Origin of the sequence: Nesiotobacter zosterae (assembly GCF_033843645.1) — a bacterium.
Taxonomy (GTDB): domain Bacteria; phylum Pseudomonadota; class Alphaproteobacteria; order Rhizobiales; family Stappiaceae; genus Pseudovibrio; species Pseudovibrio zosterae.
On sequence record NZ_JAWXVZ010000003.1, the window covers coordinates 54,907 to 68,440 of the forward strand.

The window sequence follows — 13,534 nt, forward strand, 5'->3', positions numbered from 1 at the left end:
TCAGGGATAAGCCGATGAGTGACTCCATACTGTCGCCAAATGTCGAACGCACCGCGGGCGGCAACGCCCAAGCTGCATCCACGACAACCCGGTGGCTGGTAAACCAACGCCGACTAGCTCCCCTTTTGTTTCTGGCGCCCGGCGCCTTGATGTTCATCATTTATGTGATCGCGCCCATCGCTCAATCCATCTGGGTCAGCTTTTACGAGTGGGACGGCATCGGCGCGAAGACCTTCATTGGGCTTGCAAACTACGTTGAGCTTTTGGATGACGAAGCCTTTTACGTCTCCTTGAAGAACAATGTGATCTGGCTGGTCATGTACATGCTGGCAGTGCCCGCCGGTCTGTTGATGGCAATTTTCCTCAATCAGACCATCACCGGCATTCGCATCTACAAGTCTTTGTTCTTCTTTCCCTTTGTGATTTCTCAGATCGTGGTCGGTCTGATCTTCTCATGGTTCTACGCGCCAAACTTCGGCCTCTTCACCCAGCTTCTGTCATTTCTGGGGTTCGGGGATGTCGCCGTTCTTGCTGACGAAACCTATGTCACCTACGGCATCATCATCGCTGGTCTGTGGCCGCAAATCGCCTACTGCATGATCTTGTACCTCACGGGTCTCAATAACGTATCGCCCGATCAGATCGAGGCCGCCCGGCTCGATGGGGCCAAGGGCTGGAAGATGCTCTGGTACGTGATTATTCCTCAGCTCCGCCCTGCGACTTTCATTGCCGTTGTCGTGACGGTGATCGGCGCGCTGCGGTCGTTCGACCTTGTCTCCATCATGACCGACGGCGGACCGTGGGGCTCAAGCCGTGTGCTTTCCTTCTACATGTATGAGCAGGCGCTTTCCGAATACGGCTTCCGTATGGGCTACGGTGCCTCAATTGCGGTTGTCCTGTTCGCAATCATGATGGTCTTCATTTCAATCTTCATCGTTCGGATGCTGAAAGACGAAAGGGAGGGCTACTGATATGTTCCCGACACCTGTCGAAAAAATCGCCGCTCCCTGGCGTTGGGGCTACAAGGTCGCCGTGCCGATCGTCCTGATCCTCTGGCTCCTGCCGCTCCTCGGCGTCATGATGACCTCCATTCGCCCTGCATCTGACTTGGCGCAGGGCAACTACTTCGGCGTGCCCTCGACCATTGCGCTGGGCAACTATCTGGAAGTGTTCGCCAACACTCCCATGGGCACCTACATCTGGAACTCCTTCAAGGTGACCATTCCAACCGTTATCGGTGCCGTGGCCTTGTCTTGTCTCACCGGGTTTGCGCTGGCGGTCTACAAGTTCAAGTCCAACCTGCTGGTGTTCTTCATGTTCGTGGCAGGCAACTTCGTGCCTTTTCAGATCCTGATGGTGCCCGTGCGCGATCTCACGTTGAACATGGGCCTCTATGACACCAGCATGGGCCTTGTCCTGTTCCACATTGCGTTTCAGACCGGATTCTGTACCTTGTTCATGCGAAACTTCATCAAGGCTCTGCCATTTGAGCTCATTGAAGCTGCCCGCGTAGAAGGTGTTTCCGAGCTGAAGATCTTCTGGTTCATCGTCTTGCCGCTCATGCGGCCTGCCATTGCGGCCTTGTCGGTTCTGATCTTCACCTTCATCTGGAACGACTATTTCTGGGCAACCGTTCTGGTTCAGGGCAGCCACGCTTTGCCGGTCACCGCTGGTATCTTCTCGCTGAATGGTCAGTGGGTCGCTCAGTGGCAGCTGGTGTCTGCAGGCTCCATCGTTGCGGCCATGCCTCCTGTCATCATGTTCTTCCTGATGCAGAAGCATTTCATAGCGGGTCTCACGCTCGGCGCGACAAAGGGCTGATCCTGCAATGGCAACCTTCGAACACGAGGAGAAAAACATGGAAACGGGCGAAGCTGGTGCGCGCTGCTGGCGTCTCGACGGGGCAGGGCAGACCATGGTGTTTGCCGCCTATGAGGACCGTGTTCCCGCCTTGATCTATATGGGCGAAGCGTTGCCGCTCCACGAAAATCTGGAGGCGCTGGCGGCCAGCCTGCGCCCCCCCGTCGGGCAGGTGATGCTCGACGAACCGTTGGACCTGACCTTGACCCCCGAAGCCGGCCGCGCCACGCCAGGCCACCCGGGCATTCGCGGCGACAGCCATCAGGGACAGAACTGGCACACTCAGTTCCGCTTGACGTCCGTACTCACGTCAACCTCACAGGCGGTCGAGTTTGAGCTTTCCGACAGCACCGTCGGGCTCACCCTCAACATCCATGTGACCCTTGATCCCGAAACGGGCGTTGCTGCTTTCCGGCAGAAACTCACAAACTCCGGGGGGCGTCCCTATGCGGTGGACTGGTTGAATGCTGCCTGCGTTCCAGTGCCTCAACATCTAGTCCAGCATCTCAGTTTTGAGGGCCGTTGGTGCAACGAGTTCCGCGAGCAGCGTGCTGACTGGCAAAAGGGCATCTATGCCCGCGAATGCCGCCTTGGTCGCACCTCCCATGAACACTTTCCCGGTTTTGTGGCGCTCAGCGCCAACGCCAATGACCTGGAAGGGCAGGCACTTGCCTTTCATCTGGGGTGGAGCGGCAACTACCGCATGGTCGCACAGGAACTGCCAGATGGCCGCCGGTCCGTTCAATATGGGGCCCTGCTGGAGATGGGCGAAGTCATGCTCTCCTCCGGTGAGAGCTATGAAACGCCGGTGCTCTATGTTGCTCAGTCCTCCCAGGGGCTCTCTGGCATTCGTCAACGCTTCCACGCGTTCTTGAGATCGCAGATCCTGCAAGTTCCTGAGTGGTACAAGTCTCGCCCGGTTCACTACAACTGCTGGGAGGCGGTCTATTTTGACCACTCCGTGGAAAAGCTTTCCGCCTTGGCAGAGAAAGCAGCCGATGCAGGCGCGGAACTGTTTGTTCTGGATGATGGCTGGTTCGGCAAGAGAGACGACGACACGTCTTCCCTCGGCGATTGGTTTGTTGATGAGAACAAGTATCCTCACGGGCTTACTCCTCTCATCAATCACGTAAAGTCTCGCGGTCTACGTTTTGGCATCTGGTTCGAGCCGGAGATGATCAACGAAGATTCAGAGCTTTATCGCGCCCACCCGGACTGGATCCTTCACGCTGAGGGCCGAGACCGCATGCTGGGTCGCAATCAGCTGGTGTTGGACCTCACCCGTTCCGAGGTTCAGGAATACCTGTTTGAGCGCATCCACGAGATCTTGTCGAACAATGCCATCGACTACATCAAGTGGGATATGAACCGCAGTATCGTATTGCCTGCGGATCAGTTCGGGCGACCGGCCAGCAATGCCTACGTGCAGGCGCTCTACAGTCTGCTTGGCCGTTTGCGCAAGGCCCACCCGGATGTCGTCATCGAGAGCTGCTCCTCCGGCGGAGGGCGGATCGACTATGAAATCTTGAAGTACACCCAACGTGTCTGGCTGTCTGACTCCAACGACGCCCGCGAACGCTGGCGCATGCAGGCCGCCGCAAGTCTGTTTCTCCCGCCAGAAGTCATGGGCTCTCATGTGGGGCCAGACGAGTGCCACACCTCCGGCCGCCGCCTCTCCATGAACTATCGTGGGGCTGTCGCCGCGAGTTGCCACATGGGCTATGAGGCGGACCTGACAGTCCTCGGCGAAAAGGACCTGTCTGAGCTGAAAGGCTGGAGTGCGTTCTACAAGAAACACCGTAAAATTATGCATGACGCGCACATCTACGTACATACCACGTCATCCCAAGATGTAATTGCCATGCAAATGGTGTCCAGAGATCAGGACCAGTTCCTGCTGTTCGTGGGGCAACAGTCCGTACCAGCATCCTCCTCCACATCGGCCCTGCGTCTGACCGGTCTGGCAGAGGACCAGAGCTACACCGTTTCGGCGCTGAATCCTGAAGGCATTTCAGTAACGGCGAACCGCGTTCTGGCGGGCGTCGATTGGCGCGAGCAAAGCCTGACGCTCTCTGGCGCTTCACTCATGCGGGCAGGCGTTGCGCTGCCGATCCAATTTCCGGAGACCATGCTGGTCTTCGAGGGCCGCGCGGAGAGGGACCGCTGACCTGCATGCACTTCTACCCACCAATAAGAAACTGAAAGACCCGTTCTCATGCTTCCACAATCACTCGGCGAAAAATTAGAGGGCGCGGCTGAGCCAGTCCTGCCTGTCGCCGGCGGGGCAGATCGCAGCATGCAAGTTCATGGGTCGATCCTCGACGGAGGCTTTGTCTGATGGCCGATACCCCTCTCAAACTGGCGGCAAGCAACGGCGACTGGATCGCCGTTGACTGGGGAACCAGCAGCCTGCGCGCTTGGTACGTTCAATCTGACGGTTTTATTCAAACCAACGCAAAATCAACGCAAGGTGCGGGCACCCTTTCCAGCGATGCTTTCGAGGGGGTGCTGCTGGGCCTCATCGACCCGTGGCTTGAGGGGGATAAGTCGCCCCTGCCCATTTTGATTTGCGGTATGGCAGGCAGTCGGCAAGGCTGGAAAGAGGCTGCGTACGTTGAGCTGCCAACACCATTCTCTGCCCTTGCTGAGCAGCTTGTGGAGGTTCCGGTCAAAGACCCGCGCATCCGCCCGTTCATCGTGCCAGGGGTCTGCCAGAACAACGAGTTTGGCCCGGACGTCATTCGCGGTGAAGAGACCTTGCTTCTTGGCGTCTTGGACGAGATGGAAACAGGCCGCCACATCTTTTGCTTGCCGGGCACGCACAGCAAATGGGTTCACACCGAAGACCAGCGGATTCTCCAGTCCCGTACGTTCCTGACTGGCGAACTCTTTGCTCTTGTCGTGAAGCATTCCATGCTGCGCCACTCTCTGGATGGTTCTGAAGGGGCCGAGCCCACACATTTTGCCAAAGGGGTGCGCGACGTTCATTCCGGCGCGGCACAGTTCTTGTCCGCCCTGTTCCCGGTCCGGGCAGCACAGTTGTTGAACGGCACCGATCCCAAGGCCGCCTATGCCTATCTTTCCGGCGTTACCATCGCCACGGAACTAAAAGAGCTGGCCGCCTCTGGCGGGGTTTCTCCGGGGGATCTGGTTGAAATCATTGGTAGTTCTTCGCTCGTGAAATGCTATGCGAGCGCCATGCGCATCTTCGGTATAGAGACACGGGTCCATGATGGCGACGTGGCCGCGCTGAAGGGGCTCTCCATCATTAGAAAGGAATCTGGGGTATGACCTCATCTCCAACTGATCACGCACGTAACATCATCGCAATTCTGCGCGGCATTACGCCGGATGAGGCTGAAGCCGTTGTTGAGGTGATTGTAGCCGCAGGCATCACGCAGATTGAAGTGCCACTCAACTCCCCCGAAGCACTCAAGAGCATCAGCCTCATGAAGGCCAAGGTTGGCCACAAGGCGAGCATTGGAGCGGGCACTGTCCTCACCGCAGACGATGTTCAGGCGGTTCGCAGCGTCGGCGGCGAGTTTATTGTCTCGCCAAACATGGACAAGGAGGTCATCCTGGCCACCAAGCGGGCCGGAATGATGTCCTGTCCGGGCGTCTTTACCCCAACCGAATGCTTTGAGGCCGTCAAACATGGCGCGGATATCTTGAAGATATTCCCCGCCTTCATCATGGGCCCTGCAGGCATCAAGGCCATGAATGCAGTCCTGCCGAAGGACAAGCCGGTCTATGCCGTGGGCGGCGTGGGCGCGAAGGACTTTGCTGACTATGCCGCAGCGGGCTGTGCGGGCTTTGGCCTCGGTGCCAACATCTACAAGCCCGGTGATACCGTCGCAGAGGTTGCCGCAAATGCTCAAGAAATGGTGGCTGCCTATGATGCCCTTCAGGAGCGTGGTGCTTGATGTCTGATCCCTTTGTTTTTTCAAAGGTTCTTTGCTCTTTAGGGGAAGGGCCTCTATGGTCGCCTGAACACCGCTGCCTGTTCTGGGTCGACATCGATAATCAGCGTGTGCTGCAACAGGGTGAAGCCGATGCCGACACCCGCATTTATGAGTTTGACCATCCTGTCTCAGCCTTCGCCCGCGAACCCGGCGAAAGCCTCATCGTGTCAACGTCTCGCGGTGTTCATCGCTGGCAGGTGGGAAGCGCTGCGCTGGACCTTGTTCACCCGGTGGAGGGGGATAACCCTGTCACCCGGTCCAACGATGGCCGAACAGATCGTCTGGGCGGCTTTTGGATCAGCACCATGGGCTACAACGCGGAAAAGGAGGCGGGCAGCCTCTATCGCTTCGGCGTAAGCGGCCTTCAGTTGATCAAAGACAAGATCTCCATTCCGAACTCCATTTGCTTCTCTCCGCAAGGAGAGTGGGCGTACTTTTCCGATACTCCATCCGGCTGCATCATTCGCTGGCCGCTGGACAAGGCAACCGGCCTGCCAGCGGGTGAGCCGGAGCTGTTTGTTGACATCAGCGCCACCGGTTTTGGTCCGGATGGCTCCGTGGTGGATGCGGAAGGACATCTATGGAATGCCCAGTGGGGCGGGGCGCGCGTGGTCCGCTATCGTCCTGATGGAACACAAGAACGCGTCATCGAACTGCCGGTAAGCCAGCCAAGTTGCCCCGCCTTCGGAGGTGCGGATGGCAAGACGCTTTTCATCACCACAGCGCGTCAGGACCTGAGCGAAGAGCAACTCGCCCGCGAGCCGCTGGCTGGCGCCACCTTTGCTGTGAAGCTTGAAATTGAGGGGCTTTTTGATCCCGTCATTGAGAGGATAACTGCATGACCCAGGAAAAGACCCTTGGCGTCTGCTACTACCCCGAACACTGGGATGAAGCCCTTTGGGAGCAGGACGCCCGCGAAATGGCGGAACTCGGCATCACTTGGGTGCGCATTGCAGAATTTGCATGGTCTCGGATAGAGCCTGAACCGGGCACTTTCCAGTGGGAGTGGCTTGACCGCGCTGTTGAGACCTTGGCGCGGAATGGATTAAAAATTGTCATGTGTACGCCAACGGCAACGCCGCCGCGCTGGATGCTGGACAAGCACCCGGACATGCTGGCTCATGATGAAAACGGCAATCCGCGCAAGTTCGGCTCCCGTCGTCACTATTGCTTTTCTCATGAGGGCTATCGTGAGGAAAGTAAACGCATTTCTCGCATCATTGCCGAGCGTTACGGTCAGCATCCTGCCGTAGCAGCCTGGCAGACCGACAACGAATATGGCTGCCATGATACCATCCGCTCTTGGTCTCCCGTCGCGCGGGTAGCGTTCCAAAGGTGGCTGGAAGTAAAGTATGGAACAGTAGAAAAACTAAACGAAGCCTGGGGCAACGTGTTCTGGTCCATGGAATATGGCAGCTTCGACAAGATAGACCTGCCATACCTGACGGTCACAGAGAGTAATCCCGCTCATCGGCTTGATTTTTATCGCTTTTCTTCAGACAAGGTAGCAGAGTTTAATCAGGCGCAGGTGGAGATGCTGCGCGAGCTTTCTCCGGGGCGTCCGATAATTCATAACTTCATGGGGCGCTTCTTCCACTTCGACCATTATAAGGTTGGGGATCAGCTTGATGTCGCCAGTTGGGACAGCTATCCCCTTGGTTTCCATAGCTTAAATCAGATGGAGTCGGGCACGGAAATGGCCCCGGAGTTCTGGCGCGACTTCTTCCAGCAAGGCGATCCGGACTTCCAAGGCTTCCACCACGACCTATATCGCGCCGCAGGCAATGGCCGCCTCTGGATCATGGAGCAGCAGCCGGGGCCGGTGAACTGGGCCCCTTATAACCCCTCGCCACTTGATGGCATGGTGCGCTTGTGGTCATGGGAGGCTTTCGCCCATGGTGCTGAAACGACGAGCTATTTCCGCTGGAGGCAGGCCCCTTTTGCGCAGGAGCAGATGCACGCTGGCCTCAAACGGCCTGACAATGCCCCCGCGCAGGCCTTCAAGGAGGCCGGGCAGGTGGCTAGGGAACGGGATGCTCTTGGCGCGTTCCACATCGCACCAGCCCCCGTGGCCTTGGTGTTTGACTACGAGAGCCAGTGGGCCCACGAAACCCAGCCGCAAAGTCAGGATTTTACCTACAGTCTGCTGGCCATGAATGCCTACCGCGCTCTTAGGGAGCTGGGTGTGGATGTCGACATCGTTCGGCCCTCCGAGCAGGACCTGTCGAGATATAAAGCTGTAATTGTTCCAGGGCTTTATGCGGTAAGTGCGGAGTTCTCCAGCTGTCTGGCCACCTACGCTTCGCAAGGGGGGCTTGTTGTAGCAGGACCGCGTTTTGCTCAGAAGAATGAGCATTATCAAATCTCGCAGGAAACCTCAGCGCTGCCAGCGCCTTTTGAAGCGGTTGAAGTGGCCCGCGTTTCCACCATGCCCAAGCTTTTTGGTGAAACGCTGTTGAGCCGGGATGGGTCAAAGTTCGGCGAGGCCACCATTTGGGTGGAGGAACTCGTCAGTTCACTGCCAACAATTCTTGCACTCGAGAATGGTGATCCAATCGTGGTTGGCAACGAAAGCGTTGTCTACACAGGCGCTTGGCTTCGTCCTCAAACACTGAAGAAATTCCTCGCGCAGGTTCTGGAACCAAAGGGGATTGAACCAGTGGACTTGCCGCAAGGCCTGCGTCGCCGGAAAACCAGCATCGGCACGTTCTATTACAACTACGCCAAACATCCTCAGGATCTCAGGGCACTGGGGCTCGCCGAAGCGGCCGAACTTGATGGTTTGAAAATTCCAGCGGCAGGGGTGTCACTGGTGCGCTGAGGCTCCAGCCTCCAATAGTGTTTTGAAATCGCGGCGTTTCCTGAAATGGAAATGCCGCTTTTTTGTGCGCTGCTTACCTCTGTTTTTGACAGGGCGGATTTTGTAGCTGGCCCTTTTAGGGGTTTGAAACCATGAGGGTTTTGGCGCTGACTACCGCTGAGGACAGGGGTGGTTGCGTGACTCAGGAAAAGACAGCTCTCATAACCGGCATCACCGGGCAAGACGGTGCCTATTTAGCGGAATTGCTGCTCAGCAAGGGGTACAAGGTGCACGGGATCAAGCGGCGATCCTCCAGCTTCAACACGGAGCGCATCGAGCACCTCTATCAGGATCCTCATACACAAAATCAGCGGTTCTTTTTGCACTACGGCGACATGACAGATGCGACCAATCTGATCCGCATCACTCAGGAAATTCAGCCAGACGAAATCTATAATCTTGCGGCCCAATCCCACGTGCAGGTGTCCTTTGAGACGGCCGAGTACACCGCCAATGCAGACGGCATGGGGACACTGCGGCTGCTGGAGGCGATCCGGCTTCTGGGCCTTGTAGAAAAAACGCGGTTCTATCAGGCTTCAACCTCGGAGCTTTATGGCAAGGCACAGCAGGTCCCACAAAACGAGCAGACCCCATTCTATCCCCGTTCCCCCTATGCCGCTGCAAAGCTTTATGCCTACTGGATTACCGTCAACTACCGTGAAGCCTATGGCATTCATGCGTCCAACGGCATTCTGTTCAATCACGAAAGCCCGGTTCGCGGGGAAACCTTTGTCACCCGCAAGATTACTCGTGCGGTGGCGGCCATCGCCCATGGGCTGCAGGACCGGCTTTACATCGGCAACTTGGAAGCGCAGCGCGATTGGGGGCATGCCCGCGACTATGTGGAGGGCATGTGGCGCATGCTGCAGCAACCCATTGCCGATGACTACGTGCTTGCAACGGGAGAGACCCACAGCGTTCGTGCATTTGTGGAACGCGCATTTGCCGAAACTGGCACTGAATTGATCTGGCGTGGTGAGGGCCTGGACGAAAAAGGCATTTGCGCAGCCAGCGGCAAGCTGCTTGTGGAGGTGGACCCGCGGTACTTCCGAGCAACAGAGGTCGATCTGTTGAAAGGTGACCCCAGCAAGGCGCGGGAAAAGCTTGGTTGGGCGGCAAAGGTAAGCTTCGAGGAGCTGGTTGCCGAAATGGTCAAAGAGGATCTGGCAGAGCTTCAACGAACAACACGCCAGCATGAGAAAGACGCCGCTCGGGAGGTGGAGCATGTCTAGGGAACTCTTTGACCTAGCAGGAGAAAGAGTTTGGGTCGCGGGGCATGGCGGCATGGTTGGTTCAGCGCTTTTACGCCGTCTTGAACGGGAGCCCTGCGAGGTTGTCACCGCACCGCGCGACGAGCTGGATCTCAGAGACCCGCAGGCAGTCGATTTCTGGCTTGCGACCCGAAAACCCACGGCGATCTTTCTTCCCGCCGCAAAGGTTGGCGGTATTCTTGCCAACAACACCTACCCGGCAGATTTTCTCTACGATAACCTCATGATCGCAGCCAACGTCATTCATTCTGCGCACAAAGCACGGGTGAAAAAACTGCTGTTTCTGGGCTCAAGCTGCATATATCCAAAATTTGCGCGCCAGCCGATTACCGAGGCCTCCTTGCTAACAGGTCCATTGGAGCCCACAAATCAATGGTATGCATTGGCCAAGATTGCAGGGGTGAAGCTCTGTCAGGCGTATCGACGCCAACATGGCTGTGACTTCATCAGCGCCATGCCAACGAACCTATATGGTCCCGGAGATAACTTCGATCTGGAAACTTCTCACGTTATCCCGGCCTTGATGCGCAAGGTGCACGAAGCAAAGGCAAACGGAGAGCAAAAGATCGTAATGTGGGGCACCGGTGCGCCCCGCCGCGAGTTCCTCTACGTGGAAGATTGCGCCGACGCGCTGGTCTTTCTCATGAAGAACTACAGCGAAGAAGAGCATATCAATCTGGGCAGCGGCGAGGAAGTGAGCATCAAGCAACTCGCTGTAATGATTTGCAAAGCTGTCGGTTTTGAAGGACGTATCACGCACGATCTGTCCAAGCCCGATGGCACACCAAGGAAGTTGATGGACAACGCGCGTCTTCAGGCGATGGGGTGGCAGCCCAGCATTGGGTTGGAGCAGGGGCTAAAGCTCGCCTATGCGGCTTTCTTGAAGTCTCGCGAGGTTCCCGACGATCTTAAGCTATCGTTGGAACAAGCCCTGAGAGATCTCGGGGAGCCTGTGACAGAGCCAGAGCCTACCTAAGGCCCGCGCCAAAGCAACCCTAGAGGATTACGGCGCGTATCCCGTAGGAAATGATCCCCACGACTGAGATACCCAGACACCAAAGCAAGATGAACCATCCCACCTGCTTCAACGCTGTGAGGGGGGCGTCTTTGTCCGCGTGCTTTGTCTTCTTGCCTTCAATCTTTTCGCCGGTGTTACTCACTAGTGGTAGCCCTCCGTTGACTTGGTCTTGCCTCGGAACACCCAATAGGCGTAGCCGGTGTAGGCAAGGATCATGGGGATCAGCACCACGGCACCAACCAGCAGAAACTTCAAGCTGCTGTCGGGCGCTGCAGCCTCCCAGATGGTGAAGTTGTGTGGCACGACGTAGGGATAGAGATTGATGCCAAGGCCGATATAGGTGACGAGAAACAGGCCAAGCGTTGCGAGGAACGCGGTCGCGTGATGATGGTCATAGGTGATGCCGCGCCAAATGACAAAGGCGAGAGCAGCTACCGCAATCGGTACCGGCACCGTGTAAAGCACATAGGGCATGCTGAACCAAAGTCTGACAATGCCCGGGTCGATAAACGGCATCCAAATGCTGACAATCCCAATGAACATGAGCAGCAAAAGCGCGCAGGGACGTGCCACACGGCGGAAATGCTCCTGCGCCGTGCCTTCTAGCTTCATGATGAGCCACGTTGCGCCAAGCAGGGCATAGCCTGAAACAAGAGCGAAGCCGGTCATCACGCTAAAGGGTGTCAGCCAATCAAACCAGCCACCGGCATAAGAGCGTCCTTCGATTTCAATGCCTTGGATCAGGGCACCAAGGGCGACGCCCTGTGAAAGTGCCGCAACGAGCGAGCCAAGGAAGAAAGCCAGATCCCAGTAGGGACGGCGTTTGTCGCTGGCCTTGAAGCGATATTCAAACGCAACCCCTCGGAAGATCAATCCGATGAGCATGAGAAGGATCGGCATGTAAAGGGCTGGCATGATCGTGGCGTAGGCCAGCGGGAACACGGCAAACAGCCCGCCGCCGCCAAGGATAAGCCAGGTCTCGTTGCCATCCCATACCGGCGCAACAGTGTTCATCATCAAGCTGCGTTCATCCTGATCCGAGGTTGTGGGGTAAAGGATGCCAATGCCAAGGTCGAAACCATCAAGGCACACATAGGCAAAGATGGCGAACGCGATCAACAGACCCCAGATGAGCGGATAATCGAGTTCCATCAGTCCTTCTCCACGGTATCTGGGGTGAGAGCTGGAGCAGGGGTGATCCCGGCGGTTCGCGTTGGTATGCCCGGCTCAGGTCCAATGCTGGCATGAGGTGACTTCCGCATGGACTTCAGGATGTAAGCGATGCCGGTTCCGAACACGATGAAATAGACAACAATGAATATGGTCAGCGAAGTCGCGACCGCTGGCGCATCTATGGGAGACACGGAATCCGAGGTTCGCAGCAGGCCGTAGACGGTAAACGGTTGGCGTCCGACCTCTGTTGTGATCCACCCAGCAAGAACCGCAATGAAGCCCGATGGCCCCATAACGAGCGCTGCCCGTTGGAGCGCACGGTTGTCAAACAAGGTCCCACGGTAGCGGTTCCAGAGGCTCCACAGGCCTACCAAGGTCATAAGCAGCCCAATCCCCACCATGACGCGGAAGGACCAGAATACAATGGTGGCGTTGGGCCAGTCTTCACGGGGGAACTCTTTGAGTCCGGGAACCGCGCCGGTCAGTGTGTGGGTCAGTATGATGCTGGAAAGATAAGGCACTTCAATCTTGTAGAGCGTCTCGGCCCTCTCCATGTCAGGCCAGCCGAACAGGATGAGCGGCGCGGGTGACTGCGTTTCAAAATGACCTTCCATGGCGGCGATCTTGGCAGGCTGGTGCTCAAGTGTGTTAAGGCCATGCAGGTCGCCGGCGAACATTTGCGCGGGCGCAACAAACGCGATCAGCCAAAGCGCCATGGAGAACATGGTTCGCGCGGCTTGGTTCGTTTTGTCTTTCAGCAAGTGGTAGGCCCCAACTGCGGCCACGACGAATGCGGTGGTCAGATAAGCCGCAAGCATCATGTGAACGAAGCGGTAGGGGAAGGAGGGGTTGAAGATGATCTCCCACCAGTCCTCGGGGATAAACTGGCCCGCCTCATTGATGCTGAACCCAGCAGGCGTTTGCATCCAGCTGTTCACCGAAAGGATCCAGAAACCGGAAAGCGCAGTGCCAAAAGCAACGATCAGCGTTGCCGCAAAGTGCAAGTTCTTGCCTACGCGGTTCATGCCAAACAGCATGATGCCCAAAAAACCGGCCTCCAAAAAGAAGGCGGTCAGCACTTCATAACCGATTACCGGACCAAGCACCGGGCCCGTTTTGTCAGAGAACTCGGCCCAGTTGGTTCCAAACTGGTAGGTCATAACGACGCCAGACACCACTCCCATGCCAAAAGCGATTGCGAAGATTGTCAGCCAGTACTTGAAAAGCTGAAGGTAAACCTCCCGCTTGGTCCACAGCCACATGCCTTCAAGCACCGCCAGATAGCTGGCCAATCCAATCGAGAAGGCTGGAAATATGATGTGAAACGACACTGTGAACGCGAACTGGAAACGCGCAAGGTCTACTGCGGAGAAGTCCATGGAGCACCTGA

Annotated in this window: 12 protein-coding genes; 9 read left to right on the forward strand and 3 right to left on the reverse strand. The window is 56.9% G+C overall.

The window, feature by feature from the left end:
• The first annotated feature begins 14 nt into the window (after positions 1 to 14).
• The 9 genes from Q3Y58_RS04960 to fcl all read left to right on the forward strand — a co-directional run bounded on the left by Q3Y58_RS04960 (position 15) and on the right by fcl (position 10,929).
• Positions 15 to 971 (forward strand): carbohydrate ABC transporter permease, encoded by a 957-nt coding sequence (locus Q3Y58_RS04960; RefSeq protein WP_425313779.1) that lies wholly within the window; start codon positions 15 to 17, stop codon positions 969 to 971.
• 1 nt (position 972) lies between these two features.
• Entirely contained in the window at positions 973 to 1,821 is an 849-nt protein-coding gene (locus Q3Y58_RS04965; protein WP_319621284.1) for a carbohydrate ABC transporter permease, read from the forward strand.
• Between the two features lie 37 nt (positions 1,822 to 1,858).
• On the forward strand, positions 1,859 to 4,027 hold the full coding sequence (locus Q3Y58_RS04970) for an alpha-galactosidase (protein ID WP_319621285.1): 2,169 nt from the start codon (positions 1,859 to 1,861) through the stop codon (positions 4,025 to 4,027).
• A 170-nt stretch (positions 4,028 to 4,197) separates the two neighbouring features.
• Positions 4,198 to 5,151 (forward strand): 2-dehydro-3-deoxygalactonokinase, encoded by a 954-nt coding sequence (locus Q3Y58_RS04975; RefSeq protein WP_319621286.1) that lies wholly within the window; start codon positions 4,198 to 4,200, stop codon positions 5,149 to 5,151.
• Positions 5,148 to 5,783, forward strand: coding sequence for a 2-dehydro-3-deoxy-6-phosphogalactonate aldolase (locus tag Q3Y58_RS04980; protein ID WP_274219562.1), 636 nt, complete (start codon positions 5,148 to 5,150; stop codon positions 5,781 to 5,783). The genes Q3Y58_RS04975 and Q3Y58_RS04980 overlap by 4 nt, the downstream gene beginning before the upstream one ends.
• On the forward strand, positions 5,783 to 6,664 hold the full coding sequence (locus Q3Y58_RS04985) for an SMP-30/gluconolactonase/LRE family protein (protein ID WP_274219561.1): 882 nt from the start codon (positions 5,783 to 5,785) through the stop codon (positions 6,662 to 6,664). The genes Q3Y58_RS04980 and Q3Y58_RS04985 overlap by 1 nt, the downstream gene beginning before the upstream one ends.
• Positions 6,661 to 8,643 carry a beta-galactosidase gene (locus Q3Y58_RS04990; RefSeq protein ID WP_274219560.1) on the forward strand — a complete coding sequence of 661 codons (1,983 nt, stop codon included), beginning with the start codon at positions 6,661 to 6,663 and terminating at the stop codon, positions 8,641 to 8,643. The genes Q3Y58_RS04985 and Q3Y58_RS04990 overlap by 4 nt, the downstream gene beginning before the upstream one ends.
• Positions 8,644 to 8,819: 176 nt before the next feature.
• The gene (gene gmd / locus Q3Y58_RS04995; protein ID WP_274219559.1) at positions 8,820 to 9,914 is read left to right on the forward strand and encodes a GDP-mannose 4,6-dehydratase; all 1,095 of its coding nucleotides are present in this window, start codon (positions 8,820 to 8,822) and stop codon (positions 9,912 to 9,914) included.
• Complete coding sequence (gene fcl, locus Q3Y58_RS05000; RefSeq protein ID WP_274219558.1) at positions 9,907 to 10,929, forward strand: GDP-L-fucose synthase; 1,023 nt, start codon at positions 9,907 to 9,909, stop codon at positions 10,927 to 10,929. Before gmd ends, fcl begins: the two co-directional genes overlap by 8 nt.
• Before the next feature lie 19 nt (positions 10,930 to 10,948).
• On the opposite strand, the gene Q3Y58_RS05005 is transcribed toward fcl, so the two are convergent.
• The 3 genes from Q3Y58_RS05005 to Q3Y58_RS05015 are packed head-to-tail and all read right to left on the reverse strand — an operon-like array spanning position 10,949 to position 13,523.
• Positions 10,949 to 11,113, reverse strand: coding sequence for a hypothetical protein (locus Q3Y58_RS05005; RefSeq protein WP_274219557.1), 165 nt, complete (start codon positions 11,111 to 11,113; stop codon positions 10,949 to 10,951).
• Complete coding sequence (gene cydB, locus Q3Y58_RS05010; RefSeq protein ID WP_274219556.1) at positions 11,113 to 12,123, reverse strand: cytochrome d ubiquinol oxidase subunit II; 1,011 nt, start codon at positions 12,121 to 12,123, stop codon at positions 11,113 to 11,115. Before cydB ends, Q3Y58_RS05005 begins: the two co-directional genes overlap by 1 nt.
• On the reverse strand, positions 12,123 to 13,523 hold the full coding sequence (locus Q3Y58_RS05015) for a cytochrome ubiquinol oxidase subunit I (protein WP_319621289.1): 1,401 nt from the start codon (positions 13,521 to 13,523) through the stop codon (positions 12,123 to 12,125). The genes cydB and Q3Y58_RS05015 overlap by 1 nt, the downstream gene beginning before the upstream one ends.
• Between the last annotated feature and the right edge of the window lie 11 nt (positions 13,524 to 13,534).

What these genes read in the sequence shown, in the direction of transcription:
- Q3Y58_RS04960 (WP_425313779.1), top strand. Translation starts at nt 15, where the DNA reads ATGAGTGACTCCATACTGTCGCCAAATGTCGAACGCACCGCGGGCGGC.
- Q3Y58_RS04965 (WP_319621284.1), top strand. Translation starts at nt 973, where the DNA reads ATGTTCCCGACACCTGTCGAAAAAATCGCCGCTCCCTGGCGTTGGGGC.
- Q3Y58_RS04970 (WP_319621285.1), top strand. Translation starts at nt 1,859, where the DNA reads ATGGAAACGGGCGAAGCTGGTGCGCGCTGCTGGCGTCTCGACGGGGCA.
- Q3Y58_RS04975 (WP_319621286.1), top strand. Translation starts at nt 4,198, where the DNA reads ATGGCCGATACCCCTCTCAAACTGGCGGCAAGCAACGGCGACTGGATC.
- Q3Y58_RS04980 (WP_274219562.1), top strand. Translation starts at nt 5,148, where the DNA reads ATGACCTCATCTCCAACTGATCACGCACGTAACATCATCGCAATTCTG.
- Q3Y58_RS04985 (WP_274219561.1), top strand. Translation starts at nt 5,783, where the DNA reads ATGTCTGATCCCTTTGTTTTTTCAAAGGTTCTTTGCTCTTTAGGGGAA.
- Q3Y58_RS04990 (WP_274219560.1), top strand. Translation starts at nt 6,661, where the DNA reads ATGACCCAGGAAAAGACCCTTGGCGTCTGCTACTACCCCGAACACTGG.
- fcl (WP_274219558.1), top strand. Translation starts at nt 9,907, where the DNA reads ATGTCTAGGGAACTCTTTGACCTAGCAGGAGAAAGAGTTTGGGTCGCG.
- cydB (WP_274219556.1), bottom strand. Translation starts at nt 12,123, where the DNA reads ATGGAACTCGATTATCCGCTCATCTGGGGTCTGTTGATCGCGTTCGCC.
- Q3Y58_RS05015 (WP_319621289.1), bottom strand. Translation starts at nt 13,523, where the DNA reads ATGGACTTCTCCGCAGTAGACCTTGCGCGTTTCCAGTTCGCGTTCACA.